Annotated in this window: 25 protein-coding genes and 1 pseudogene; 19 read left to right on the top strand and 7 right to left on the bottom strand. The window is 78.0% G+C overall.

Annotation, left to right across the window (positions count from 1 at the left end; translation table 11 throughout):
• Window positions 1-17 precede the first annotated feature (17 nt).
• From BLS82_RS14705 to BLS82_RS14695, 3 genes are all read left to right on the top strand, one after another.
• On the top strand, window positions 18-467 hold the full coding sequence (locus BLS82_RS14705) for a DUF3151 domain-containing protein (RefSeq protein ID WP_255378370.1): 450 nt from the start codon (window positions 18-20) through the stop codon (window positions 465-467).
• 19 nt (window positions 468-486) lie between these two features.
• The gene (locus tag BLS82_RS14700; protein ID WP_092867364.1) at window positions 487-1,488 is read left to right on the top strand and encodes an NAD(P)/FAD-dependent oxidoreductase; all 1,002 of its coding nucleotides are present in this window, start codon (window positions 487-489) and stop codon (window positions 1,486-1,488) included.
• Between the two features lie 157 nt (window positions 1,489-1,645).
• On the top strand, window positions 1,646-2,266 hold the full coding sequence (locus tag BLS82_RS14695; protein WP_176819131.1) for a dihydrofolate reductase family protein: 621 nt from the start codon (window positions 1,646-1,648) through the stop codon (window positions 2,264-2,266).
• A gap of 162 nt (window positions 2,267-2,428) precedes the next feature.
• On the opposite strand, the pseudogene BLS82_RS16855 reads toward BLS82_RS14695, so the two are convergent.
• Together BLS82_RS16855 and BLS82_RS14690 are read right to left on the bottom strand one after the other, a co-directional pair.
• Window positions 2,429-2,602: pseudogene (locus BLS82_RS16855) on the bottom strand (GNAT family N-acetyltransferase); the annotation flags it as partial.
• A gap of 145 nt (window positions 2,603-2,747) precedes the next feature.
• Window positions 2,748-3,290 (bottom strand): CGNR zinc finger domain-containing protein, encoded by a 543-nt coding sequence (locus tag BLS82_RS14690; protein WP_092867360.1) that lies wholly within the window; start codon window positions 3,288-3,290, stop codon window positions 2,748-2,750.
• A gap of 83 nt (window positions 3,291-3,373) precedes the next feature.
• Between BLS82_RS14690 and BLS82_RS14685 the strand changes: the two genes are divergently transcribed.
• Entirely contained in the window at window positions 3,374-4,330 is a 957-nt protein-coding gene (locus tag BLS82_RS14685; RefSeq protein WP_092867358.1) for an EamA family transporter, read from the top strand.
• Between the two features lie 136 nt (window positions 4,331-4,466).
• Here BLS82_RS14685 and BLS82_RS14680 read toward each other — a convergent pair whose 3' ends face one another.
• The gene (locus BLS82_RS14680; protein WP_092867356.1) at window positions 4,467-5,156 is read right to left on the bottom strand and encodes a GOLPH3/VPS74 family protein; all 690 of its coding nucleotides are present in this window, start codon (window positions 5,154-5,156) and stop codon (window positions 4,467-4,469) included.
• A 357-nt stretch (window positions 5,157-5,513) separates the two neighbouring features.
• Here BLS82_RS14680 and BLS82_RS14675 point away from each other — a divergent pair, with 357 nt between their 5' ends.
• Window positions 5,514-6,260: an ABC transporter ATP-binding protein gene (locus BLS82_RS14675; RefSeq protein WP_092867520.1), complete on the top strand. Its 747-nt coding sequence runs from the start codon at window positions 5,514-5,516 to the stop codon at window positions 6,258-6,260.
• Between the two features lie 3 nt (window positions 6,261-6,263).
• Complete coding sequence (locus BLS82_RS14670) at window positions 6,264-8,783, top strand: ABC transporter permease (RefSeq protein WP_092867354.1); 2,520 nt, start codon at window positions 6,264-6,266, stop codon at window positions 8,781-8,783.
• 152 nt (window positions 8,784-8,935) lie between these two features.
• On the opposite strand, the gene BLS82_RS14665 is transcribed toward BLS82_RS14670, so the two are convergent.
• Complete coding sequence (locus BLS82_RS14665) at window positions 8,936-9,847, bottom strand: diacylglycerol/lipid kinase family protein (protein ID WP_176819130.1); 912 nt, start codon at window positions 9,845-9,847, stop codon at window positions 8,936-8,938.
• 138 nt (window positions 9,848-9,985) lie between these two features.
• On the opposite strand from BLS82_RS14665, the gene BLS82_RS14660 reads away from it, so the two are divergent.
• The 4 genes from BLS82_RS14660 to BLS82_RS14645 are packed head-to-tail and all read left to right on the top strand — an operon-like array spanning window position 9,986 to window position 15,018.
• Entirely contained in the window at window positions 9,986-11,275 is a 1,290-nt protein-coding gene (locus BLS82_RS14660; RefSeq protein WP_092867516.1) for an adenylosuccinate synthase, read from the top strand.
• An 8-nt stretch (window positions 11,276-11,283) separates the two neighbouring features.
• On the top strand, window positions 11,284-12,588 hold the full coding sequence (purD, locus tag BLS82_RS14655) for a phosphoribosylamine--glycine ligase (protein ID WP_092867514.1): 1,305 nt from the start codon (window positions 11,284-11,286) through the stop codon (window positions 12,586-12,588).
• The gene (locus BLS82_RS14650; RefSeq protein WP_092867352.1) at window positions 12,585-13,505 is read left to right on the top strand and encodes a phosphoribosylaminoimidazolesuccinocarboxamide synthase; all 921 of its coding nucleotides are present in this window, start codon (window positions 12,585-12,587) and stop codon (window positions 13,503-13,505) included. The genes purD and BLS82_RS14650 overlap by 4 nt, the downstream gene beginning before the upstream one ends.
• 31 nt (window positions 13,506-13,536) lie before the next feature.
• Window positions 13,537-15,018 carry a dihydrolipoyl dehydrogenase family protein gene (locus BLS82_RS14645; RefSeq protein WP_092867350.1) on the top strand — a complete coding sequence of 494 codons (1,482 nt, stop codon included), beginning with the start codon at window positions 13,537-13,539 and terminating at the stop codon, window positions 15,016-15,018.
• Here BLS82_RS14645 and BLS82_RS14640 read toward each other — a convergent pair.
• Together BLS82_RS14640 and BLS82_RS14635 are read right to left on the bottom strand one after the other, a co-directional pair.
• Complete coding sequence (locus BLS82_RS14640) at window positions 15,006-15,221, bottom strand: hypothetical protein (protein WP_092867348.1); 216 nt, start codon at window positions 15,219-15,221, stop codon at window positions 15,006-15,008. The two genes, BLS82_RS14645 and BLS82_RS14640, sit on opposite strands and share 13 nt — an antisense overlap.
• A gap of 202 nt (window positions 15,222-15,423) precedes the next feature.
• Window positions 15,424-16,092 carry an MBL fold metallo-hydrolase gene (locus BLS82_RS14635; RefSeq protein WP_092867346.1) on the bottom strand — a complete coding sequence of 223 codons (669 nt, stop codon included), beginning with the start codon at window positions 16,090-16,092 and terminating at the stop codon, window positions 15,424-15,426.
• A gap of 185 nt (window positions 16,093-16,277) precedes the next feature.
• On the opposite strand from BLS82_RS14635, the gene BLS82_RS14630 reads away from it, so the two are divergent.
• From BLS82_RS14630 to BLS82_RS14620, 3 genes are read left to right on the top strand one after another with little or no spacing between them, the layout of a single operon-like run.
• Window positions 16,278-17,384 (top strand): FecCD family ABC transporter permease, encoded by a 1,107-nt coding sequence (locus BLS82_RS14630; RefSeq protein WP_092867344.1) that lies wholly within the window; start codon window positions 16,278-16,280, stop codon window positions 17,382-17,384.
• Window positions 17,381-18,427, top strand: coding sequence for a FecCD family ABC transporter permease (locus BLS82_RS14625; RefSeq protein WP_092867342.1), 1,047 nt, complete (start codon window positions 17,381-17,383; stop codon window positions 18,425-18,427). The genes BLS82_RS14630 and BLS82_RS14625 overlap by 4 nt, the downstream gene beginning before the upstream one ends.
• Window positions 18,424-19,281 (top strand): ABC transporter ATP-binding protein, encoded by an 858-nt coding sequence (locus BLS82_RS14620; RefSeq protein WP_092867512.1) that lies wholly within the window; start codon window positions 18,424-18,426, stop codon window positions 19,279-19,281. Before BLS82_RS14625 ends, BLS82_RS14620 begins: the two co-directional genes overlap by 4 nt.
• Before the next feature lie 14 nt (window positions 19,282-19,295).
• Here BLS82_RS14620 and BLS82_RS14615 read toward each other — a convergent pair whose 3' ends face one another.
• Entirely contained in the window at window positions 19,296-19,577 is a 282-nt protein-coding gene (locus BLS82_RS14615) for a helix-turn-helix domain-containing protein (protein ID WP_092867340.1), read from the bottom strand.
• Between BLS82_RS14615 and BLS82_RS14610 the strand changes: the two genes are divergently transcribed.
• The 6 genes from BLS82_RS14610 to purL all read left to right on the top strand — a co-directional run bounded on the left by BLS82_RS14610 (window position 19,576) and on the right by purL (window position 25,076).
• Window positions 19,576-19,863, top strand: coding sequence for a phosphoribosylformylglycinamidine synthase subunit PurS (locus BLS82_RS14610; RefSeq protein ID WP_092867338.1), 288 nt, complete (start codon window positions 19,576-19,578; stop codon window positions 19,861-19,863). The two genes, BLS82_RS14615 and BLS82_RS14610, sit on opposite strands and share 2 nt — an antisense overlap.
• A complete protein-coding gene (gene purQ, locus BLS82_RS14605) occupies window positions 19,863-20,558 on the top strand; it encodes a phosphoribosylformylglycinamidine synthase subunit PurQ (RefSeq protein ID WP_092867336.1) in 696 nt (231 codons plus the stop codon). The genes BLS82_RS14610 and purQ overlap by 1 nt, the downstream gene beginning before the upstream one ends.
• 102 nt (window positions 20,559-20,660) lie before the next feature.
• A complete protein-coding gene (locus tag BLS82_RS14600) occupies window positions 20,661-21,218 on the top strand; it encodes an AMIN-like domain-containing (lipo)protein (RefSeq protein ID WP_092867334.1) in 558 nt (185 codons plus the stop codon).
• Between the two features lie 56 nt (window positions 21,219-21,274).
• On the top strand, window positions 21,275-22,174 hold the full coding sequence (locus BLS82_RS14595) for a hypothetical protein (RefSeq protein WP_092867332.1): 900 nt from the start codon (window positions 21,275-21,277) through the stop codon (window positions 22,172-22,174).
• Window positions 22,171-22,713, top strand: coding sequence for a SigE family RNA polymerase sigma factor (locus tag BLS82_RS14590; protein WP_255378367.1), 543 nt, complete (start codon window positions 22,171-22,173; stop codon window positions 22,711-22,713). The genes BLS82_RS14595 and BLS82_RS14590 overlap by 4 nt, the downstream gene beginning before the upstream one ends.
• Before the next feature lie 41 nt (window positions 22,714-22,754).
• Entirely contained in the window at window positions 22,755-25,076 is a 2,322-nt protein-coding gene (gene purL / locus BLS82_RS14585; protein ID WP_092867508.1) for a phosphoribosylformylglycinamidine synthase subunit PurL, read from the top strand.
• Window position 25,077: the final 1 nt, after the last annotated feature.

Raw genomic sequence — 25,077 nt, 5'->3', positions numbered from 1 at the left:
GCGGCAGGATGAGCGGCATGCCCGACTCCCTGCCGATGCCCGGGGCCACGAGCGGCCCGCCGCCAACGCTGCTGCCCGAGGACCACCCCGACACGGTCGTCGCCCGGCTGCTGCGCGAGCGCGTCGCGTCCGAGGAGCTCGCCGCCCGCCACCCGGCGTCCAGCCTGGCGTGGGCGGTGCTGGCCGACGAGGCGTTCGCCGCCGGCCGGTTCGTCGACGCGTACGCCTTCGCCCGCACCGGCTACCACCGCGGCCTGGACGCGCTGCGCCGCGCCGGCTGGCGCGGCACCGGGCCGGTGCCGTGGCACCACGAGCCCAACCGCGGCGTCCTGCGCTCGATCGCGATCCTCGGCCGCGCCGCCGCAGCGCTCGACGAGGACGACGAGGCCGCCCGGTGCGCGCAGCTGCTCGCCGAGTGCGACCCGGCCGCGGTCGACCGCCTCGCCGGCAGCGGGTACCGCGAGTGACGTCCCGGGTGCGTCCCGCGTGAGCCCGAGCGCGGTCGTCGTCGGCGCCGGCATCTCCGGCGTCGCCTGCGCCCAGGTCCTGCGCGCCGGCGGGGTGCAGGTGCGCGTGCTCGACCGCGGGCACCGCCCCGGCGGACGGATGGGCGCGCGCGCCGTGGAGCTGCCCGGGGGCGGGCGGCACGTCGTCGACACCGGCGCCGCCTACTTCACCGTCAGCGACCCGGACTTCGCCGCCGTCGTCTCGGGCTGGTCGGACGCCGGTCTGGCCCGCCCGTGGACCGACACCCTCGCCGTGGCCGGTCCCGGCGGGCTGCGCGGCACCACCGCGGGCCCGCAGCGGTGGGCGGCGCCGGGCGGCCTGCGCGGCCTGGTCGACCACCTCGCTACCGGGCTGGACGTCGCCTCGGGGAGGACCGCGCGCTCGGTCGGCGTGGTCGACGGGCGTCCGGCGGTGGACGGCGAGCCCGCCGAGGCCGTGGTGCTGGCCATGCCGGACCCGCAGGCGGGGCGGCTGCTCGACGTCGCGGCCGCGGACGGCCTGGCGAGCGCCCGGCGCGTGCTGAGCCGACCGTGGAGCCCGGTGGTCACCGTCTGGGGCGCGTGGGAGCAGCGGTGGTGGCCGGAGCTGGACGCCGCCTTCGTCAACGACGACCCGGTGCTGTCCCTGGTCGCCGACGACGGCCGGCGCCGCGGGGACGGCGCGCCCGTGCTCGTCGCCCACTCCACGGGGGAGGCCGCGCAGCCGCACCTGCACCGGCCCGAGGCCCTGGTCGAGCCGGTGCTGGAGCACCTGGGCGACGTCCTCGGCACGCCGCGCCCACCGGCGCCGCTGCAGGTGGGGGTGCAGCGCTGGTCCTTCGCGTCACCGACCGAGCCGCACGAGGAGCCGTGCTGGGTCGGCGGGGTCGCGACCGGCCTGCTGGGGGTCTGCGGCGACGGCTGGGGCGGCAGGCCGCGCGTGGAGCAGGCGTGGCGCTCCGGGCGCGACCTCGGGCGGGCGCTGCTCGAGCGCGCGGCCTGAGCAGAGGACTGAGGGGTGGACGGGCGTCCGCCTCCAGTTCCCTCTCACGCCCTGGGGCCTTCAGGTCCGGTCGCGTACCTGGACGACCGCACCCACGCCGCCTCCTGCGCGGGCGCCGTGTCGCGGCACCAGGGGCGGGCCACCCATGATGAGCGGCGTGGCGGAGGTCAGGACGGGCAGGACCGTGGTCGGCAGCGTCTGCGTGGCGCTGGACGGGCGGACGCCCGGTCCTGGTGGTGACCTGGACGCGGACTGGGCGGTGCCGCACGTGCTCAGCGACGCGGCGCGGGAGCTCCGGGAGCAGCTGTCCGGGTCGGCGACGACCGTGCTGGTGGGTGGTGAGGACTACGAGGGCCTGCGCGAGGCGTGGCAGCCGCTGGCCGAGGACTCCGCGGACGGCTCCGCCGCTGCCGCCGCCGACCTGCGCGACCGCGCCTTCGCCCGCTGGCTGGACGAGGTGGAGAAGATCGTCGTCTCGCCCTCGCTGACCGAGCCGGGATGGCGCAACGCCTGGGTGCTGGGGGTCTCCCCGACCCAGGTCACCAACCAGCTGCGCCGCCAGCGCGGCGGGGACGTCCTGGTCCTGGGGGGCGCCCTCGTGCGCGGCCTGCTGGCCGTCGACGCCCTGGACCGGCTCGCGGTCCTCTGGTGCCCCGAGGTGCTCGGCAGCGGCGAGCGCCTCTTCGACGACGGCCTGCCCCGCTCGCGCTGGAGCCTGGTCAGCAGCGCCGTCTCCGACACCGGGGCCGTCGCGACGGTCTACGACCGGGAGCGCTGACCCCCGGGCCGCGCAGCCGCGGCGCGTGGACGAGGTGGGTGGTCCACAACCCGGGCAGGACCTCCTCGTCCCCGCGGTCGGCGAAGCCGAGCCGCTCGTAGAGCGATCTGGCCGGGGCGTTCTCCCGCCGGTGGCCACCGCGGTGGGCCGGGTGCCGGCGCGTTCGAGCACCGCGCGCACCAGCGCGGTGCCGACTCCGCGCCGGTGCGCGCGCAGGGCGACCACGAGCCGGTCGATCTCGACGAGGTGGCCCTGCGTGAAGGCGAGGGCACCGGCCAGGTCCTGGCCGGTGAAGGCGCCCAGCCACTGCGACGGAGCCCGGCGCAGGTCCTGCACGTCCTCGTGCAGCGCGGGGATGCGGTCGTCCCCGACGAGGACGGCCTCGACCGCGCACGCCGCTTGCTGCAGGTCCACCAGGGCGTGCGCCAGCTCCTCGTCGAGGGCGGGGAGGACCGTGCGGACGTCCACGACCCGGCGCCGCTCACCCGGGGTGGGCGGCTCGGCGGGCGCGGAAGGCGGCGACGTTGGTGCGGTTCGCGCACGAGGTGCTGCAGAAGCGCCGCGAGCGGTTCTTCGACAGGTCCACCAGCACGTCGGCGCACCCGGCCGCGGCGCACACCTGCACGCGCCGCAGCTCACCGGCGCGCACCAGGTCGGCGAAGGCCATCGCCGCCTCGACCGCCATCCGGTCCGCGAGCGGCGCCCGCGGGCTCGTGGCGTGCAGGTGGTAGCCCCAGTTCCCGTGCGCGACCAGCTGGGGCAGCGCGCCGGCGTCGCGGAGCACCCGGTTGACCTCCTCCACGAGCCCGTCCTCGTCCAGGTGCCACAGCCGGCGCAGCCGCGCCCGCAGCGCCCGCACCTGGGCGAGCTCGGCGTCGTCGCCTCGGCGCGACCCGGTCCAGTCCCACGCGCGCACGAAGGCGTCCAGGGCGGCGGTGTCGGCCAGGGCGTCGGCCCCGGGGCGGTCGGTGTTCACCAGCGCCGCCGCCGCCGCCAGCGCCACCTCCGTGTCATGGGCGAACACCCGGTTGACCCCTTTCGCGCGGTGCCCTAGCGTCGCTACCTGTAAGGATCCTACGTCCGCTCACCACTTACCCAGGGGGTTGCGTGCTCGCTCCGCGCGGCGCCGGGCTCGGCCTGGCGCTGGTCTCCGCCGCCGCCTTCGGCACCTCCGGCGCCCTCGCGGCGGTGCTGCTGGACGCCGGGTGGAGCGCGGGAGCCGCCGTCACCGCCCGGGTCGCTCTCGCCGCCCTCGTGCTCACCCCGCTCGCGCTGCTGCAGCTGCGGGGCCGCCGGGCGGCGCCGCGCCGCGGCGCCCGGGCGGTGGTGGTGTACGGGCTCGTCGCCGTGGCCGGCTGCCAGCTGTGCTACTTCAACGCCGTCGCCCGCGTCCCGGTCGGCGTGGCCCTGCTGCTGGAGTACTCCGGCGCCCTGCTCGTCGTCGCCTGGCTGTGGGTGCGCCACGGCCAGCGCCCCCGGCGCCTGACCCTCGGCGGCGCCCTGCTCGCCGTGGTCGGCCTGATCCTCGTCCTCGACCTCAGCGGCGACGCCCGACTGGACCCGGTCGGGGTGCTGTGGGGGCTCGGCGCGGCCGTCGGGCTCGCCGTCTACTTCGTGCTCGCCGCGGCCGCGGAGGACCCCCTGCCGCCGCTGGTGCTGGTCTGGGGCGGGCTGGGCACCGGCGCGCTCGCGCTCCTGGCGGCCGCGGCCACCGGGGCGCTCGCGGTGCGCGCCCCGCTCACCGACGTGGTGCTCCTGGGGGCGCGGGTGAGCTGGCTGGTGCCGGTGCTCGCCCTGGCCCTGGTCGCGGCGGCGCTCGCCTACGTCGCCGGCGTTCGCGCGGCCCGCTCGCTGGGGGCCCGCCTGGCCGCGTTCGTGGGCCTGACCGAGGTCCTCTTCGCCGTGCTCTTCGCCTGGCTGCTGCTGGGGCAGGTGCCCGCGTCCGTCCAGCTCCTCGGCGGCGCGCTCGTCCTGGCCGGCGTGGCGCTCGTGCGCCTCGACGAGCTGCGCCGGCGCGAGCCCGCCCCGCTCCCCGGGGCGCCGGAGGCGGCGCCCACCCGGTGACGCCCACCCGGTGACGCCCACCCGGTGACGCCCACCCGGTGACGCCCACCCGGTGACGCCCACCCGGTGACGCCCACCCGGTGACGCCCTGGTCCTGCGCGCGGGCGGAGGCCAGCACCCGGACGCGGGGCGGTCCTCAGCTGCCGCCGGCGGTGGCGGCAGCGGTCGCCGCTGTGGTGGCGGCCACGACCGCGGCCATCGCCTCGTCGAGGGCCCGGCGCACCGCCGCGGACGCCCAGCTGCCCGCGGCGACCTCCTCGCCGCGCCGGCGGACCCCCCGCCCGTCCAGCCCCACGGCCGCGGTGTCCAGGACCTTCGCCACCGCCTTGAGCGCGTGCAGCAGGGACAGCAGCGCCGGGACGCGCGCGTCGTCGCCCTCGACGCCCGCCAGCGCGTCGAGGAGGCGCCGGCGCAGCTGGCGCTCGTGCTCGGCCGCCGCCGTCGGCCAGCTGCGCCGCGGGAAGACGCCCAGCACCGTGCCGTGCTCCGCGCGCAGGACGCCGGCGGCGACCAGGCGCTGGTACAGCCGCTCCCGCACGCCCTTCCCCAGCGGGCCGATCACCGCGGCCGGCCTCCTGCCCTCGCGCTCCCCGATCCGCGCCAGCGCCTCGTCCAGCAGCGGGTCGCCCGTGGGCGAGGCGTCGCGCACCACGACGCGGCCCGACCTGCCCGCGTCCGCGGCGCCGGTGAGGTCGACCCGCTCACCCAGGACCAGCTCGACGAGCAGCGCGCCCGCCAGCGCCGCGTCGACCTGGTCACCCGCCAGCACCAGCCTGCCGCTGTCGTCGTCGGTGAGCAGCAGCAGGAGGTCCTCGGCGACGAGCACCCCGCCACGCTAGCCGCGCCCTCCCGCCCGCGGCAGGGCCCTCCGGCCCTCGCCGGCCGCCCTCCCGCGGGCGCTCCGGACCCCGGCAGACCCGCGACGCGCCCGCGACGCAGCGGGGGAGTAGTGCCTGCACCACCTGCTCCGGCCCGTCTGCGGGAGGGACCCGACCCCCCTGCGGCTGGTGTGCTGAACGCCACGGGCACCGGTCGACGCCGGGCGGGCCCGTCGCCAGCCGTCGACCTCGGTGATCGGAGCAGTCCCGTGCACACGCCCTCATCCCTCGACCGCGGCGGAGTCCGCGCCCTGCTGGCGCGCGGGAGGTCCCGCGCGGTGGTGCACGTCCCGCCGGAGGCGGCGGTGCCCGCCCAGCGCCCCGGCGCCGCGGGCGCGCCGGCCGTGGAGCTGCGCGACGTCACCAGGACCTACCCGGGTGGCGTGCGGGCCCTGGACGGCGTGTCCGTGACGGTGCGGCCGGGCACCTTCACCGCTGTGGTCGGCCCCTCGGGGTCCGGCAAGAGCACGCTGATGCACTGCGCGGCCGGTCTCGACGTCCCGACCACCGGCACCGCCCGCATCGACGGCGTCGACGTCGGCGCCCTGGACGAGACCCGCCGCACCGAGCTGCGCCGCACCCGCACCGGGTTCGTCTTCCAGGCCTACAACCTGATGCCGGCCCTGAGCGTCGCGGACAACATCACCCTCCCGCTGCGCCTGGCCGGCGTCCCGGCGGACCCCGCCTGGCTGAGCACCCTGGTCGAGCGCCTGGGCCTGGGCGAGTGGATGGGCCACCGCCCGGCCGAGCTGTCCGGCGGCCAGCAGCAGCGCGCGGCGATCGCGCGGGCCCTCGTCGCCCGCCCGGCCGTCGTCTTCGCCGACGAGCCGACCGGCGCGCTCGACCTGCGCACCGCCCACGAGGTGCTCGACCTGCTGCGCGGCGCCGTCGACGACCTCGGCCAGACCGTCGTCGTGGTCACCCACGACCCCAGCACCGCCGCCCGCGCCGACCGCGCGCTCGTGATGGCCGACGGCCGCGTCGTGGACGTGCTCGAGGCGCCCACCGCCGCCGGCGTGTCGGCCCGCCTGCTCGCCCTGGGGGGTGAGTGAGGCGTGTGGTACCTCGCGCTGCGCACCGCGCGCACCCGGGTGGCCGCGCTGGTGGCGGTCGTGTGCGCCGTCCTCGGCGGCGCCGCCCTCGTCACCGCCAACGGCGTCCTGGCGGAGTCCGGCCTGCGCTCGCACGCGGCGCCCGGGCGGCTCGCCGGCGCCGACGTCGTCGTCACCGCCGACCAGTCCCTGCACCCCGCCGAGGACCTCGCGGTCGCCCTGCCCGAGCGCCGCACCGTCCCGGCGGACCTGGTGGACCAGCTCGCCGCCCTGCCCGGGGTGGCCGCCGCGGTCGGCGACGTCGCCTTCCCCGCGGCCCTCGTCGCCGCCGACGGGCGGGTCGTGCGCTCCGGGGACGACGCGCTGGCCGGGCACGGCTGGAGCTCGACCGAGCTGCTGGCCGGCGCGCAGGTGCAGGGCGCGGCGCCCACCGGCGCCGGCGAGGTCGCCGTGGACGCCGCCACGGCGAGCGCCGCGCACGTGCGGCCCGGCGACCGGGTGCGGGTGGTCGCCGGCGGCCGGCCCGCGACGTACCACCTGACGGCCGTCGTCTCCGGCGCGCCGGCCGGCGTGCTGTTCGCCGACCCCACGGCCGCGCAGCTGGCCGGCCGCGACGCCGGTCCGCGCGCGGGCTCGGTGGACCTGGTCGGCCTGCGCGCCGAGCCGGGGCGCGCCGACGCCCTCGCCGAGGCGGTGCGCGCGGAGCTGTCCGGCACCTCCCTCGTCGTGGCCACCGGCGCGGCCCGGGGCGACACCGCCTCCGTCGGCGCCGCCGCGGCCCGCGGCGAGCTGGCGCTGCTCGCCAGCTCGCTGTCCGGCACCGTCCTGCTCGTCGTCGGCTTCATCGTCGCCGGGGCGATGGGCGTCGTGGTCGCCGCGCAGCGGCAGGACCTGGCCCTGCTGCGCGCCGTCGGGGCGACCCCGCGGCAGGTGCGCCGGCTGGCCGCAGGGCAGGCCACGGCCGCGGCCGTCCCGGCCCTGCTGGTCGGCGTGGGCCTCGGCTACCCGCTGGCCGCGGCGTTCCGCGTCCTGCTGGTGCGCACCGGGGTCGTGCCAGCCGACCTGCCGCTGAGCTGGAGCCCGCTGCCCGCGCTGGTCGCGGCGCTGCTGGTGCTGGCCGTGGTGCGCGTCTCCGGCCGCGCCGCCGCCCGGCGCACCTCGCGGGCACCGGCGACCGAGGCCGTCGCCGAGTCGGTTCCCGGACCCCGCGCCCCGTCCCGGGCGAGGACCGCCGTCGGCCTGCTGCTCATCGCCTCCGCGCTCCCGATGGCCCTGGTCCCCGCCGTCTCCCGCACGCTGGAGGCCGCGGTGGCGGCCCCGATGTCCGGTCTCGTCGCGGCGGTCGGCCTGGCCGTGGCGGCACCGGCCGTGCTGTCCTGGGCCGGCAGGGCCGTGGCGGCGCGGGTGCCGGCCGGCGCGTCGGCGCCGTCGTGGCTGGCCGCGAGGAACCTGGGCGGCGGCGCGCTGCGCGGTGCCGGAGCGGTGGCCACCCTCGCGCTGGTCGTCGTCCTCGTCCTCACCGACGTCCTGACCCACACCACCGTGATGGCGGCCGCCTCCCGCGAGGCGCGGGCCGGCACCCTGGCCACGACGAGCATCAGCGCGCCCGCCCTCGGCGGGGTGGGGCCCGACGCCGTCGCGGCCGCGGCCGCGGTCCCCGGGGTGCGCGCCGCCGTCGCCTCGAGCAGCACCACCGTCGTCTGGCCCTCCCGCGTGCTCGACGAGACCATCGTCCAGCCCCAGCCCGCGCTCGTGCTGGCCCCCGCCGCGGTCGACGTGCTCGACCTCGGCGTCCGCTCCGGCAGCCTGTCCGACCTCACCGGCGCCACCGTGGCCCTCGGCAGCGACGTCGCGCGCCGGCGCTCGGCGCAGGTGGGCAGCGAGGTGGCCCTGGTCCTGGGCGACGGCGCCAGCGTGCGAGCCCGGGTCGTCGCCGTCTACGACCGCAGCCTCGGCTTCGGGCCGTTCGTGCTCTCCGCGGACCTCGCGGCCGGCCACACCACCACGCCCCTGGCCTCCAGCGTCCTCGTGCGCACCGACGGCACCGCGGCTGCCCAGGACCGCCTGGCCGAGCTCGTGGCCTCCCGGCCCGGGCTGGTGCTCGCCCGCGCGGACGCCGGCGGCACCGGCCTGGGCTCGGCGCCGCCGGAGGTCTGGGTGAACCTCGCCGCCAGCCTCGTGCTCCTCGGCTACGTGCTCCTCGGCGTCGCCAACACCCTGGTCGCCGGCACGGCCCGGCGCCGTCGCGAGTTCGCCGCGCTGCGCCTCCTCGGCGCCACGCCGCGCCAGGTGACCGGCCTCGTGCGCCGCGAGGCGCTCCTCCTGGCCGCCCTCGCCGTCGTCGCCGGCGTGCTGCTGTCCGCCGTCCCCCTCGCCTCGCTCGGCGTCGGGTTCCTCGGGCGGCCCTGGCCGTCCGGACCGGGGTGGCTGCTGCCCGTGACCGCCCTGGGGACCGTCGCGATCGCGCTCGCGGCCACCGCGCTCCCCGCGCGCCGCGCGACCCGCACGCCCCCGCTGCCGTGAGGTCGGGGGACCTCGTCACGGGCGCGGGGCGGCGGGCGCGGCAGGCCACGGGCCGCTGTTGTGCACCCACATGCGGTGGCGCGGGCTCGTGGGCCGCTGTTGTGCGCCCAAATGCGGTCAAGGGGGCTCGTGAGTGCCGGGGCGCAGGCGCCTCAGGGCAGCACGACCTGCCAGGCGTCGGCGACCGTGCGCCATCCCCAGCGCAGGCGCCGCTCGCTCGTCTCGCCGTCCGCGTTCGTCGCGAACGGGCGCCCGTCGACGGCCTCGAGGACGACGCGCCCGCCGCGCGTGGTGGCGACGTCGCGGCGCTCCACGTGCCGCCCGCGCAGCAGCGTGCTCGCGTACCCGATCCGGGCGAGCGGGCCCGTCGACGTGGAGACGATCACGTCGACGACGCCGTCGTGCGGGATCGAGCCGGGCGAGACGGGTGCTCCGCCGCCGATCGTCGTGCCGATGCTGGCGGCGACCATCAGCACCGGCGAGCGCCCGTCGTGCACCACCCGCCCGTCCACGGTGACCCGCAGGTGCCACGGGCGCACCACGCCGGCCGCGAGCGCCCCGGCCGGGTACGCGCCCCGGCCCAGCAGCGGCTTGGCGCGCGCGGCCCGCTGCGTGGCGGCCACCCCGATGCCGGCGTGCACGGCGTTGACGACCACGCCCCCGCCGTCCTCGACCATCAGCTCCATGTCGGCCGCCCGTCCGTGCAGGGCCGCGCGCGCGGCCGCCTCCGGGTCGTCGAGGGGCAGGCCCAGGGAGCGGGCGAGGTCGTTGCCCGTGCCGAGGGGGACGACGCCGACGGGGCCGGCCTCGCGCAGCGTCCCGGCGCGCTGGAGCGCCTGGACGACGGCGTGCAGCGACCCGTCGCCGCCCATCACCACGAGCCGGCGGCCGTGCAGGGACGCCAGCGCGTCGGCCAGCTCGGTGCGATCGCCGGTGGCGACCAGCTCGACGTCGCCGGTGGCGCGCAGCACCGACATCGCCCGCGCGACGGGCAGGGGCCGCGCGGAGCCGGCGGAGCCGTTGACCACCGCCAGCACCCCCGCCTCCGGCCCGGGGGCGGGCACGGGTGCGTCGTCGGGTGCTCTTCGGTGCACGGGACCTCCGGTAGCCTCGCCGCGGACGCCGGGGAGGGCGTCCGCGCTCCGATGCTCCCAGGTGCTCCTGGGCGGCACCTGGGAGCGCCCGCCGACGCAGGAGGCTCCATGCCCGCCATCGTGCTCGTCGGCGCGCAGTGGGGCGACGAGGGCAAGGGCAAGGCCACCGACGTCCTCGGCTCCCGCGTCGACCACGTCGTCAAGTACAACGGCGGCAACAACGCCGGCCACACCGTCGTGGTCGGCGACGAGAAGTACGCGCTGCACCTGCTGCCGTCCGGCATCCTCACGCCCGGCTGCACGCCCGTGATCGGCAACGGCGTCGTCGTGGACCTCTCGGTGCTCTTCGAGGAGATCGAGGGCCTGAGCGCGCGCGGCGTGGACTGCTCGCGGCTGGTGGTCTCCGCGAGCGCGCACCTGATCACCCCGTACCACCGCACCCTGGACAAGGTCACCGAGCGCTTCCTCGGCTCGCGGCGCATCGGCACCACCGGGCGCGGCATCGGCCCCGCCTACGCCGACAAGATCAACCGCGTCGGGCTGCGCGTGCAGGACCTCTTCGACGAGAAGATCCTCCAGCAGAAGGTCGAGGGGGCGCTGGAGGGCAAGAACCAGCTGCTCGTCAAGGTCTACAACCGGCGCGCGATCACAGCTGACGAGGTCGTCGACGAGCTGCTCTCGTACGCGGACCGCCTCGCCCCCATGGTCGCCGACACCGGCCTGGTGCTCACCCGCGCGCTCGACGCGGGCAAGACGGTCGTCTTCGAGGGCGGCCAGGCGACCCTGCTGGACGTCGATCACGGCACCTACCCCTTCGTGACGTCGTCCAACGCCACCGCCGGCGGCGCCTGCACGGGCTCGGGGGTGCCGCCGAACCGCATCGACCGCGTCGTCGCCGTCGTCAAGGCGTACACCACGCGCGTGGGCGAGGGCCCGTTCCCCACCGAGCTGACCGACGAGGTCGGCGAGGGCCTGCGCCGCGCCGGCGGGGAGTTCGGGACGACGACGGGCCGCCCGCGGCGCACCGGCTGGTACGACGCCCTGGTCGCCCGCTACTCCGCGCGCGTCAACGGCGTCACCGACTTCGTGCTCACCAAGCTCGACGTCCTCACCGGCTACGAGCGGATCCCCGTCTGCGTCGCCTACGAGGTCGACGGGGTGCGCCACGACGAGATGCCGATGACGCAGACCGACTTCCACCACGCCGTGCCGGTCTACGAGGAGCTGCCCGGCTGGAGCGAGGACCTCTCCGGCGTCCGGCGCTTCGAGGACCTGCCGCGCGCGGCGCGCGAGTACGTGCTGCGCCTGGAGGAGCTGTCCGGGGCCCGGATCTCCGCGATCGGCGTGGGGCCGGACCGCGAGGAGATCGTCGTCCGCCACGACCTCCTGGAGGGCTGAGCGTGAGCCTGCGCGTGCTCGTCGTCGGCTCCGGCGCCCGCGAGCACGCCCTGGTGCGCGCGCTGGCCGCGGACGAGCAGGTCGCGCGGGTGTGGGCCGCCCCCGGCAACCCCGGGATCGCCGCCGAGCCCGGCGCGGCGGGGTGCCGCCCGCTCGACCCGCTGGACCCGGCGGCCGTGGTCGCGCTGGCCGCCGAGCTCGACGCCGAGCTCGTCGTCGTCGGTCCCGAGGCCCCGCTGGTGGCGGGCGTCGCGGACGCCGTGCGCCAGGCCGGCACCGCCTGCTTCGGCCCCTCCGCGCAGGCCGCGCGCCTGGAGGGCAGCAAGGCGTTCGCCAAGGAGGTCATGGCCGCCGCCGGCGTGCCCACGGCCGCCGCGCGCGCCTGCACCACCACCGAGCAGGTCGCCGCGGCGCTGGAGGAGTTCGGCGCCCCGCACGTCGTCAAGGACGACGGCCTGGCCGCCGGCAAGGGCGTGGTCGTCACCGACGACCGCGCCGACGCGCTCGCGCACGCCGCCGCCTGCCTGGGCCGCACGGGCGGCGGCACGGGCGGCGGCACGGGCGCCGTGGTCGTCGAGGAGTTCCTCGACGGCCCCGAGGTCTCCGTCTTCTGCCTCACCGACGGCCGCACCGTGGTGCCGCTGGCGCCCGCGCAGGACGCCAAGCGCGCGCACGACGGCGACACCGGGCCCAACACGGGCGGCATGGGCGCGTACTCGCCGCTGCCGTGGGCGCCGCCCGGGCTCGTCGACGAGGTCGTCGCGCGCGTGGCGCAGCCGGTCGTCGACGAGATGGACCGCCGCGGCGCCCCGTTCGCCGGGGTCCTGTACTGCGGGCTCGCCCTGACCTCCCGCGGCGTGCGCGTGGTCGAGTTCAACGCCCGCTTCGGGGACCCGGAGACCCAGGTCGTCCTCGCCCGCCTGCGCACGCCGCTGGGCGGGCTGCTGCACGCGGCCGCGACCGGGGTGCTGGACGACGTCCCGCCGCTGCGCTGGAGCCGCGACGCCGCCGTCACGGTCGTCGTCGCCGCGGCCGGCTACCCCGGGCGGGTGCGCACCGGGGACCCGGTCACCGGGCTGGAGGCCGTGCCCGCGGCGCCCGGCGCGCCGTACGCGCTGCACGCCGGCACGGCGCTGGACGGCGCGGGGCGCCTCGTCTCCGCCGGCGGCCGGGTGCTCTCCGTCGTGGGCACCGGCCCCGACCTCGCCGCCGCGCGCGCGGCCGCCTACGCCGGCGTGGCGCGCGTGCACCTGCCCGGCTCGCACTCCCGCACCGACATCGCCGCCGCCGCCCTGCGAGGATCGAGCGCGTGAGCTCCCCGCACCCGCCCCGGCCCAGCACCGACCTGCCGGGGTGGCGCCCCCTGCACGCGGGCAAGGTGCGCGAGCTGTACGTCGACGAGGCCGACGAGAGCCGCGTGCTCGTCGTCGCCACCGACCGGATCAGCGCGTACGACCGCGTCCTGCCCACCCCGGTCCCGGACAAGGGCGCGATCCTCACCGCCCTGAGCCTGTGGTGGTCCGAGCGCCTGGACGAGTGGGACCTCGACCTGCCCCATCACGCCCTGCTCGGCGAGCCCGTGCCGGACGCCGTCGCGGGCCGGGCCATGGTGTGCCGGCACCTGCGCATGCTGCCCGTGGAGTGCATCGCCCGCGGGTACCTGACCGGCTCGGCGCTGGCCGACTACCGCGCCACCGGCGCGGTCGGGGGCGTGGAGCTGCCCGACGGCCTGCGCGACGGCGACCGGCTGCGGGTGCCGCTGTTCACGCCGTCCACGAAGGCCGACGTCGGCTCGCACGACGAGAACGTCAACCTCGCCGCCGTCGCGGAGCTGGTGGGCGAGGACCTCGCCTCGCAGCTGCGCGCGGCCACCCTGGGCGTCTACGAGCGGGCCGCCGCCCTCGCCGCCGAGCGCGGTGTGATCATCGCCGACACCAAGCTCGAGCTCGGCCTGGCCCCGGCTCCCGACGGGCGGGAGGTGCTCGTCCTCGGCGACGAGGTCCTCACGCCCGACTCCTCCCGGTTCTGGCCCGCGGAGGCCTGGGAGCCCGGGCGCGCGCAGCCCGGCTTCGACAAGCAGTACGTGCGCGACTGGCTGACCTCCGACGCCACGGGCTGGCACCCCGGGGACGCCGAGCCCCCGCCGCCCCTGCCCCCCGACGTCGTCGAGCGCACCCGTGAGCGCTACGTGCAGGCCTACGAGCGCCTCACCGGCAGGACGTGGGGCTGAGGCTGCGCGAGCATGCGGGGGTGATGCAGCGATGACCGCCACCCACGTCCACGAGCGCCACCTCTCCGAGCAGCGCACGGTGCGCGCGGCGGACGTCGGCGAGGTCGACGTCGTCGTCCTCGGCGGCGGGCCCACCGGCGAGAACGTCGCCGCCCGCGCCGTGCGGGGTGGGCTGAGCGCCGTGCTCGTCGAGGCGGACCTGCTGGGCGGGGAGTGCTCGTACTGGGCGTGCATGCCGTCCAAGGCGCTGCTGCGCCCGGTGCACGCCCTGGCCGCCGCGCGCCGCGTGCCCGGCGCCCGCGAGGCCGTCACGGGCGAGCTCGACGTGCCCGCCGCGCTGCGCTACCGCGACGCCTTCACCTCCGGCTGGGACGACGGGCACCAGGTGGAGTGGGCCGAGGGCGCCGGCATCGCCGTCGTGCGCGGCTGGGGCCGCCTGGCCGGACAGCGGCGGGTGGAGGTCACGGCGCGCGACGGCAGCACGGCCACCATCACCGCCCGCTCCGCCGTCGTCGTGGCGACCGGCTCCACGCCGCGCACGCCGCCGGTCGAGGGCCTGGACGCCGTGGCGCACTGGGGCAGCCGCGAGGCGACGTCGGCGAAGGAGGTCCCGGCGCGCCTGGCCGTGGTCGGCGGCGGCGTCGTCGGGGTGGAGATGTCCGCGGCCTTCGCGGGGTTGGGGTCGCAGGTGGTGCTGCTGGCGCACTCGCGGGTCCTGAGCCGGTTCGAGGAGCGCGCCGGCGAGCTCGTCGCCGACGGCCTGCGCGCCGCGGGCGTCGACGTGCGCACCGGCACGACGCCGGCGCGGGTCGAGCGCGCCGGCGCCGACGGGCCGGTCACCCTGACCACCGAGGACGGCGCGCGGATCGTCGCGGACGAGCTGCTCGTCGCCACCGGGCGCCGCCCGAACACCGGCGACCTGGGCCTGGAGACCGTCGGCCTGAGCGCCGGGGAGCCGCTCGCGGTCGACCCCAGCGGCCTGGTGCGGGGGGTGCCCGGCGCGTGGCTGTCCGCCGCCGGCGACGTCACCGGCCAGGCGCCCCTGACCCACATGGGCAAGTACTCCGCGCGGGCTACCGGCGACGCGGTCGCCGCCCGAGCGGCCGGCCGGCCCGTGCGCGACGGCGCGTGGGGCGAGCACGCCGCGACGGCGCAGCAGCGCGCCGTCCCGCAGGTGGTCTTCACCGACCCCGAGGTCGCCTCGGTGGGGCCCACGGCCGCGGAGGCGGAGGAGGCGGGCGTGCGGGTGCGCTGCGTGGACCTCGACCTGGCCGTCGCCGGCTCCTCGATCCAGGCCGAGGGGTACACCGGGTGGGCCCGGATCGTCGTCGACGAGGACCGCCGCGTCGTCGTCGGCGCCACCTTCGTCGGCCAGGACGTCGCGGAGCTGCTGCACTCCGCGACGGTCGCCGTCGTGGGGGAGGTGCCGCTGGAGCGGCTGTGGCACGCGGTGCCGTCCTTCCCCACGATCAGCGAGATCTGGCTGCGCCTGCTCGAGGGCTACGGCCTCTGACCGCCCAGGTCCGGCCGGCCGGTCCGGTCCGGTCCGGTCAACGGGACTGCAGGTGCTCCTCGAGCGCTCGGCGCGGCGCCCGCCTCGTCGATCACCCTGCCCGTGGGCAGGGTGATCGGGTGGGCGTCGAGGTCGACCTCGGTGCCGCTGACGGCCTCGATGCTCTGGCCGTCCGCGGTGTTGATGACGGTCTTCTCGGTCATGGTGTGCTCCTGGCGGTCCGGGGCGCCGGTCGCTGTCGGCGTGGTGGAGCAGGTGGTCAGCTCCGGTGGTGCGTGGGCATGACGGAGATGACGGTCAGGGCACCTGGAGACACCACCACGACGATCTCGAGCTCGATGCCGCGGTCGTCGGGTCCGAGGAGGAGCAGCCCAGACTCTCCTCGTGCTGTGCATGCAGCACCGCTCACACCTCCACGACGCCGGAGCCGCCCGTGTCGTGCAGGCGGGTGCCCTCGGGCAGCAGCCGGGTGAGGTTGCCGAGGTAGACCTGGCGGCCCGCCGCCGACAGCAGCGCGTCGTGCACGGGGATCGCGACCCGCGGGGAGACCTCCCGCAGGAAGTCGACCGTCTCCCGGCTGGCGGCCCACGGCGCGCTGACGGGCAGCGCGAGGACGTCGACGTCCTCGACGACCGTGCCGTAGGAGTCCCCGGGGTGGAGCAGGACGGGCTCGCCGGCGGCGGAGAGCACGAAGCCGACGTTGCCGACGCGCGGCACGTCGGGGTGGATCAGGGCGTGCTGGCCGCCGACCGCGCGCACGCGCAGGCCGCCGAGGTCGAGGTGCTCGCCCGGGTGCAGCGGCGCCAGGACCCCGAGCGCGGCCTCGTCGAAGCCGGTGCTGCGCAGGTCGGCGGCCAGCTCCGGCTCCGTGCGCAGCAGCGCGCCGTCGTTGGCCTCGAGCAGCTGGGGCAGCTTCTCGCTGTCGAGGTGGTCCTGGTGGGCGTGGGTGACGAGGACGGCGTCCAGGTCGGTCAGCGCCTCCCAGCCGGTGGAGAAGACCCCGGGGTCCAGCAGCACGCGCGCGCCGCCGGCCTCGACGAGCAGGCAGGCGTGGCCGAGGTGGGTGATCCGCATGCGGCCACCCTGCTCCGCCCCTGCGCCCCGGGCAACACCCGGGCGGCACCCGGGCGGCACCCGGTCGACGCCCGGCGGCACCCCGGCGGCACCCGGTCGACGCCCGGCGGCACCCCGGCGACACCCACGGCGAGGCAGGTAAGGCTCACCTTGCTCCACCGGATCGCCGTGGGTCAGGATGGCGCGTGCCCCCGACCCCCGCCGCGCCCGCCGTGCGGGCCGCGCCGGGGGCCGGGGCGGCGTCCGGGGCCGTCTCCGAGGCCGCCTCCGCGCCGTCCGGGCTGCTGCCCCCCGCGGCCCGCGCCCGCCGGGCGCTCGGCCTGGTCCTCGGCGTCCTGGCCCTGGTCGCGGTCGCGGCGGCGAGCCTGGCGCTGGGCGTGCGGGCGGTGCCGCCGGCGGTGGTCTGGGAGGCGCTGACGGCCGCGGACCCGGCCTCCGAGGACCAGATCGTCGTGCGCGACCTGCGCGTGCCGCGCACCCTGCTCGGCCTGGCCGTGGGCGCCGCCCTCGGCGTCGCCGGGGCGCTGCTGCAGGCGCTGACCCGCAACCCCCTCGGCGACCCGGGCCTGCTGGGCGTCAACGCCGGGGCCGCGGCCGCCGTGGTCGCCGGGCTCGCCCTCGGCGTGGCCGGGCGCGGCTCGACGCTGCTCGCGCTGGGCGGCGCGGCGCTGGCCATGCTCGTCGTCACGGCGCTCGGCGCGGTCGGGCGCTCGGCGACCGCACCCGTGCGCCTGGCGCTGGCCGGGGTGGCCGTCACCGCGGTGCTGCAGTCGCTCGTCACGGCCGTCACCCTCGCCGACCGGGCCACCTTCGACGCCTGGCGCCTGTGGGCCGTCGGCTCCCTCGCCGCCCGCGGCTGGGAGCCGCTGGCCGACGCCGCGCCGTTCCTGCTCGCCGGCGCCGTGCTCGCCGCGGTGCTGGCGCGCCCGCTGGACGCCCTGGCCCTCGGCGAGGACCTCGGCCGAGCCCTCGGCGCCCGCGTCGCCACCACGCGGGTCCTGACCGTGGTGGCGGTGACGCTGCTGTGCGGCGCGGGCACCGCGGCCGTCGGGCCGATCGCGTTCGTCGGGCTCGCCGCCCCCCACGCCGCGCGCCTGCTCGTCGGGCCCGCGCAGCGGTGGCTGCTGCCGTACGCGGCCGTGCTGGGGGCGCTGCTGCTCGTCGCCGCCGACGTCCTCGGCCGCCTCCTCGCCCGGCCCGGGGAGCTGCAGGTCGGCGTGCTCACGGCCGCGGTCGGCGCGCCGGTGCTGGTCGCGCTCGTGCGCCGCGGCCGCGTGGGCGGCCTGCGGTGAGCGCGCCCACCGGGGCGCGGGCCCGCCGCCCCGCCCGCTCGGCCCTGCTGCCGCCCCGCACGCTCGCGGTGTGCGCCGCGACGGCCGCTGTCGGCGCCGCCGTCGCCGTCCTCGCGATGACCACGGGCGAGTTCCCGCTCGCCCCGGTGGACGTCGTCCGCTCGCTGCTCGGCGCCGGCGAGCCCGGCACGGACTTCGTCGTGCTCCAGCTGCGCCTGCCGCGCGTGCTCGTCGCGGTCGGGGTGGGCGTCGCCCTGGCGGTCAGCGGCGCGCTGTTCCAGGCGCTCACGCGCAACCCGCTGGGCAGCCCCGACGTCGTCGGCTTCACGATGGGCGCCTCCGCGGGCGCCGTGGCCGCCCTCGTCCTGGGCGGCGCCACGGGCTGGGGCGTGCCGGCGTCCGCGGTGCTCGGCGGGACGGCGACCGCGGCCGCCGTCTACGCCCTGGCCTGGCGGGCCGGGCACGGCACGGCCGGGTACCGGCTCGTGCTGGTCGGGGTGGCCGTGCAGGCGCTGGCCACCGCGGTGGTCTCGTGGCTGCTCGTGCGCGGGCAGGTCCAGGACGCCCAGCAGGCCGTCGTGTGGCTGACCGGCAGCCTCAACGGGCGCAGCTGGGAGCAGGTGGTGCCGCTCGCGGTCGCGCTCGCCGTCCTGCTGCCGTGCGCGGCGCTGCTCGTGCGGCCCCTGGGGATGCTCGCGCTCGGGGACGACGCCGCCGTCGGGCTCGGCGTGCGGGTGCAGCGCACGCAGCTGCTCGTCGGGGCCGTCGGCGTGGTGCTCGCCGCCCTCGCGGTCGCGGCCGCCGGGCCCGTGGCGTTCGTCGCGCTCGCGGCCCCCCAGGTGGCCGCCCGGCTCGTGCGCTCGCCCGGCCCGCAGCTGCTGGCCTCGGCGCTGGTGGGCGCGACGCTGCTGCTGGCGGCCGACTGGCTCGCGCAGCGCGTGCTCGCGCCGGCGCAGGTGCCGGTCGGGGTGGTCACGGGGCTGCTCGGCGGGGCCTACCTGGCGTGGCTGCTCAGCAGGGAGTGGAGGTGGCGCGCGGCATGAGCGGCGCCGGGAGCACGGCGAGCGCCGTGGGGGCGGGCGCCGTGGGGGCGGGCGCGCCGTCGCGGCTGCGCGCGGCGGGCCTGCAGCTGGGCTACGACGACCGCACCGTCCTCGACGGGCTCGACCTCTCCGTGCCCGACGGCTCGTTCACCGTGCTCGTCGGGCCGAACGCCTGCGGGAAGTCGACGCTGCTGCGCGGCCTGGCGCGCGTGCTGCGCCCTCGCGGCGGCAGCGTGCTGCTCGACGGGCAGGAGGTCGCGACCCTGCCGCCCAAGGAGGTCGCGCGGCGCCTGGGCGTGCTGCCGCAGAGCCCCACCGCGCCGGACGGGATGACGGTGAAGGACCTCGTCGGGCGCGGCCGCTACCCGCACCAGGGGCTGCTGCGCCGCTGGTCGGCGGCCGACGAGGCGGCCGTCGCGGAGGCCATGGCCGCCACCGGCGTCACGGACCTCGCGCCGCGGATGGTGGACGAGCTCTCCGGCGGCCAGCGCCAGCGGGTGTGGCTGGCCATGGCGCTCGCGCAGCAGACGCCGCTGCTGCTGCTCGACGAGCCGACGACGTACCTCGACATCGCCCACCAGGTGGAGGTGATGGACCTGCTCGCCGACCTGCACGCGGCCGGAGGGCGCACGCTCGTGGCCGTGCTCCACGACCTCAACCACGCCGCGCGCTACGCCACGCACCTGGTGGCCCTGCGCGCGGGGCGCGTCGTCGCGCAGGGCCGCGCGGAGGAGGTCGTCACGGCCGAGGTGGTCGAGGCGGTGTTCGGGCTGCGCTGCCGCGTGGTGCCGGACCCGGAGACCGGCACGCCGCTCGTCGTCCCGGCCGCCCGGCGCGCGCGCACGCCCCGCTGACGCCCGGCCCGCCCTCAGGCCGCGGGCGGGCGCGGAGCCACGGACAGGACGTCCCCGGGCTGGTAGTCCAGCGCGTCGCAGATCGCGGTCAGCGTCGAGAACCGCACCGCGCGGGCCCGGTCGTTCTTCAGCACGGACAGGTTCACCACGCTGACGCCCACGCGCTCGGCCAGCTCGGTCAGCGTCATGCCGCGCGCCGCCAGCAGCCGGTCGAGGTGGCAGGAGACCCGGTGCGCCTCGGGGGGACCTCGGCGGTGAGCCCGGGCGCGAGGGCGCGCCACTACCCTTGCGGGCATGGGACGGGTCGTCGTCGACGTCATGCCGAAGCCGGAGATCCTCGACCCGCAGGGGCAGGCGGTCGCCGCCGCGCTGCCGCGCCTGGGCGTCGCCGCCTTCACCGGCGTCCGCCAGGGCAAGCGGTTCGAGCTCGAGGTCGACGGCGACGTCACGCCCGACGTCCTGGCCGCCGCGCAGCGCGCCGCCGAGACCCTGCTGTCCAACCCCGTCCTCGAGGACGTCGTCCGCGTCGTGGACGCCGACGACGAGTCCCTCGTCACCGACCAGCACGAGGTGCGCTACTGATGGGCGCGGCCCCTCGGATCGGCGTCGTCACCTTCCCCGGCAGCCTCGACGACCGGGACGCCGCGCGCGCCGTGCGCCTCGCCGGCGGGCGGGCCGTCGCGCTCTGGCACGCGGACGCCGACCTGCACGGCGTCGACGCCGTGGTGCTGCCGGGCGGGTTCTCCTACGGCGACTACCTGCGCGCCGGGGCCATCGCCCGCTTCTCGCCCGTGATGGGCGAGGTGCTGCGCGCGGCCGAGGGCGGCCTGCCGGTGCTCGGCATCTGCAACGGCTTCCAGGTGCTGTGCGAGGCCCACGTGCTGCCCGGGGCGCTGCGCCGCAACGCCACCCGCACCTTCGTCTGCCGCGACCAGCGCCTGCGCGTGGAGAACGCGTCCACCGCGTGGACGTCCGGCTTCGCCCCCGGCGAGGAGGTCGTCGTCCCGCTGAAGAACGGCGAGGGCGGCTACGTCGCCGAGCAGCGCGTGCTCGACGAGCTCGAGGCCGAGGGCCGCGTGGTCTTCCGCTACCTCGGGGCCGACCCGAACGGCTCGCTGCGCGGCATCGCGGGCGTCGCGAACGCGCGCGGCAACGTCGTCGGCCTCATGCCGCACCCCGAGCACGCCACCGAGCCGGGCTTCGGCCCGCAGACCGGCAGCGGCACGGACGGCCTGCGCGTCTTCACCTCGGTGCTCACCTCGCTGGTGACCGCCTGAGGTCGGGTGGTTCCGCACTGCAACGCGATCGGTCGATCGCGCGTCCTCCTGACGAGGACGCGCCGCTCGGCGCGACCTCCGCTCGCACCCCGGAGGTCTGAGATGCGCACCCGTTCCGCCTCGTCCCGCACCAGGGCCGCGGCCGTCGCCGCCCTCATCGTCGGCGGTGCCGCCGCGACCGCCCCGAGCGCGGCGGCGGCGCTGTGCCCGACCGGCTGGGGCTCCACGCCGGAGCAGGTGGACCTCGGCGGCCCCGACGAGGTCGCCGCGGTGGTCGGCGTCCGCGCGGGGCAGCACGCCTGCTTCGACCGGTTCGTCCTCGACTTTGCCGGGCCCGTCCCGGACACCACCGTGCGCTACGTGCCCGCCGGTGACCCGGAGGCCCTCGACGTCGGCGGCGGGGCGGCGCTGCGGATCCAGGTCGAGGACGCCACGTGGAGCGAGATGGAGGACGTCTCGGGCGTCGCCGCCCGGGTCGGCGGCTTCCGGACCTTCCGCGACGCCACGCCCATGCTCTTCGAGCACGACCCGGACGACGAGGTGGACGACGTCCTGTACGTCCTGGGCACCCGCGCGCGGCTGCCGTTCCGGGTGCTCGCCCTCGACGGGCCGGGCGACCACGACCAGCGCCTCGTCGTCGACGTCGCCCACAGCTGGTAGCCGGCCGGGCGCGACGCGGACCGCGACGGATCGACCGGCCCGTGCGTCGTAGCGGCGTGGACGACACCACCGACCTCAGCGCGCGCGGCCCGGACGACCCCGCCGAGCGCGCGGTCGCCACGGCCGTGCGGGCGGCGCTCGGGCAGCCGCGACCCGGTCCGGACCTGCTGGGCGCCGTCCAGCAGCGGGCGACCCGCCGCCACCGGCGGCGGGTCGCCCGCCGGGCGGCGGTCGCGGGCCTGGCGGTGGCCGGCGTCGCGGTCCTCGTGCCGCTGGGGTCGCCGCAGAGCGCGCCGGCGCCTCCGGTGGTCCCCGCCGCCCCGGCGCCGTCCGAGCCCGCCCCGGGGCCGACGACAACCGCCCCGGCGCCGACGACCACCGCCCCGGGGGCGCTGACCGAGGCGTCGGTGCTGGACCTGGAGCAGGTGCGGACGGTCCTGGCCGACGCCCAGGTGCTGCAGGCGCCCACCGTGCTCGACGTCGAGCAGGACCTGCCCGAGCCGCTGGTCGCCGGCCTGTGCACCGACCAGCAGCTCAGCGACGTCCCGATGCCCGCGGACGCCGTCGTCGGGGTGTGGGACGCGGAACCGCCCTCGGACGACGTCGCGCTCAGGCCGGCCGTCAGCGAGGAGGTGCTCCGCTGGGACGACGAGGCGAGCGCGCGGGCCTACCTGGCGGCGCTGGCGGCCCAGGTGCCCTCGTGCACCGACCCGGCCTCACCACCGCCGGAGACGGGCACCTGGACCGTCCTGGAGAGTCCCGCGGACGAGGACGGCGAGCACCTGCTCGGCGCGGTCGCGGACGCGGCCGGCACGTTGCAGGTCCGCGCGGTCGGCGCCGAGGCGACGACGGTCGTGTCCCTGTCGGCGGTGGTCCCCGCGACCGACCTCGCCGCCGCCGCGGTCGCGGTCGACGGCCTGCTGGACGTCGCCCTGGAGCGGGCGGTGCGGTCGTGAGCTGGCTGCGGGCTCCTCGGGTCGAGACCGCGCCGGGCTTCGAGGAGCTCGTCGCCGCCCGCAGCGGCCCGATGCTGGCGATGGCGCGCGGCCTGGTGCGCCGCGAGCAGGACGCCGAGGACCTCGTCCAGGACGTCCTCGCCACCGCGCTGCTGAAGTGGGACCGGGTCAGCGCCGCGGACGACCCCGCCGCGTACGTGAACCGGATGCTCGTCAACGCCGCGACGTCCTGGTGGCGCCGCGGCGCCCGGCGCGAGCAGCCCACCGAGGCCGAGGCGATGCCCGAGGCCGCCGTCGGCGACCCGAACGCCGCCAGCGGCGACCGCGACGCCCTGCTGGCCGCGCTGCGCCGCCTGCCGGCCCGCCACCGCGCCGTCCTCGTGCTGCGCTACTACGAGGGGCTGCCCGACGCCGAGATCGCGCAGCTGCTGGACGTCGCCCTGCCGACCGTGCGCAGCTGCGCCCACCGCGGCCTGCTCGCGCTGCGCCGCGCCGGTGCGCTGGAGGGGGAGGCGCCCGCCGGTAGCCTTCCGGTGTGAGCCTCGCGAGCACGGCCCGCAGCACCGGCGTGGACACCGGCGTGGACACCGGCGCGAACACGGGCGTGGACACCGTCGAGCACGCCGCCGGCACGCCCGACGCGGCGCTGCCCTACGGCGAGCTGGGGCTGCGCGAGGAGGAGTACGCCCGGATCCGCGAGATCCTCGGCCGCCGCCCGACGGCGAGCGAGCTCGCGATGTACTCGGTGATGTGGAGCGAGCACTGCTCCTACAAGTCCTCCAAGGTGCACCTGCGCCAGTTCGGGGAGAAGACCACCGAGGCGATGCGGCGCTCCCTGCTCGTCGGCATCGGCGAGAACGCCGGCGTGGTGGACGTCGGCGACGGGTGGGCCGTGACGTTCAAGGTCGAGAGCCACAACCACCCCAGCTTCGTCGAGCCGCACCAGGGCGCGGCCACGGGCGTCGGCGGCATCGTGCGCGACGTCCTCGCCATGGGCGCCCGCCCGGTCGCGGTGATGGACTCCCTGCGCTTCGGCGCGCTGGAGCACCCCGACACCGCCCGCGTCGCGCCCGGCGTGGTCGCCGGCGTCGGCGGCTACGGCAACTGCCTGGGCCTGCCGAACGTCGGCGGCGAGGTCGTCTTCGACGCCGTCTACCAGGGCAACCCCCTCGTCAACGCCCTGTGCGTCGGCGTGATGCGCCACGAGGACATCCACCTCGCCAGCGCCACCGGCGAGGGCAACCTCGTCGTCCTGTACGGCGCCCGCACGGGCGGGGACGGCATCGGCGGCGTGTCCGTGCTCGCCTCCGAGGCCTTCGAGGGCGGCGGCGGGCCCAGCAAGCGCCCCGCCGTGCAGGTCGGCGACCCGTTCGAGGAGAAGCTGCTCATCGAGTGCTCCCTCGAGCTCTTCCGCGCCGGCGTCGTCGCGGGCGTGCAGGACCTCGGCGGCGCCGGCCTGTCCTGCGCCACCGCCGAGCTGGCCAGCGCCGGGGACGGCGGCATGGCCGTGCGCCTGGACGCCGTCCCGCTGCGCGACCCCTCCCTGCGGCCGGAGGAGGTGCTGATGAGCGAGTCCCAGGAGCGGATGATGGCGGTCGTCCGGCCCGCCGACCTCGACGCGTTCCTGGCGATCACCCGCCGGTGGGACGTGGAGGCCACCGTGGTCGGGGAGGTCACCGGCACCGGGCGGCTGCGGATCACCTGGCACGGCGAGACCGTCGTCGACGTGCCCCCGCGCACGGTCGCGCACCAGGGGCCGGTGTACCGCCGCCCGACGGCCCGCCCCGCCGAGCTCGACGTGCTGCAGGCCGACCGCGCCGAGGACCTGCCCCGCCCGACCACCGCGGAGCAGCTGCGCGAGCAGCTGCTCGCCCTCGCCGGCTCGCCGAACCTGTGCAGCCGGGCGTGGGTGACCGACCAGTACGACCGCTACGTGCTCGGCAACACCGCCATGGCCGCGCCCGACGACGCCGGCGTGGTGCGCGTCGACGAGGAGACCGGGCTCGGCGTCGCCCTGTCGCTGGACGCCAACGGCCGCTACTGCCGCCTGGACCCCCGCGCGGGCGCGCAGCTGGCCCTCGCCGAGGCGCACCGCAACGTCGCCACCGCCGGTGCGACGCCGCTGGCCGTCACCGACTGCCTGAACTTCGGCTCCCCCGAGGACCCGGGCGTGATGTGGCAGTTCGCCGAGGCCGTCACCGGCCTCGCCGACGCCTGCGCCGAGCTCGGCGTCCCGGTCACCGGCGGCAACGTCAGCTTCTACAACCAGACCGGCCACGAGCCCATCCACCCCACTCCCGTCGTCGGCGTCCTCGGCGTCCTGGACGACGTCTCGCGCCGCACGCCGTCCGGCTGGCGGGAGGAGGGCCTCAACCTGCACCTGCTCGGCACCACGCGCGAGGAGCTGTCCGGGTCCGAGTGGGCCGCCGTGGTGCACGGCCACCTCGGCGGGCTGCCGCCGTCCCTGGACCTCCAGGCCGAGCGCGTCCTCGCCGACGTGCTCGTCAACGCCTCCCGCGACGGCCTCGTGGACGCCGCGCACGACCTGTCCGAGGGCGGGCTGGCCCAGGCGCTCGTCGAGGCCTGCCTGCGCTCCGGCGTCGGCGCCCGCGTGTGGCTGGGCGAGCTGCGCGAGCGCGACGGCGTCGACCTGGCCAGCGCCCTGTTCGCCGAGTCCACCGGGCGCGTGCTCGTCGCGGTGCCCCGCAGCGAGGAGGTGCGCTTCACCGACATGTGCACCGCCCGCCGCGTGCCGCACCTGCGCATCGGCGTCACCGACGGCACCGGGGACGACGCCGCGCTCGACGTCCAGGAGCTCTTCACCGTGCCCCTGGCCGAGCTGCGCGAGGTGCACGCGGCGCCGCTGCCCCGGGCCTTCGCGGGCGTCCCCGCCCCCGCCTGAC

The sequence above is a fragment of the Quadrisphaera sp. DSM 44207 genome (genome assembly GCF_900101335.1).
Taxonomy (GTDB): domain Bacteria; phylum Actinomycetota; class Actinomycetes; order Actinomycetales; family Quadrisphaeraceae; genus DSM-44207.
Note: the sequence above shows the minus strand (reverse complement) of the source record. Positions and strands in the feature narration are given on the sequence as shown.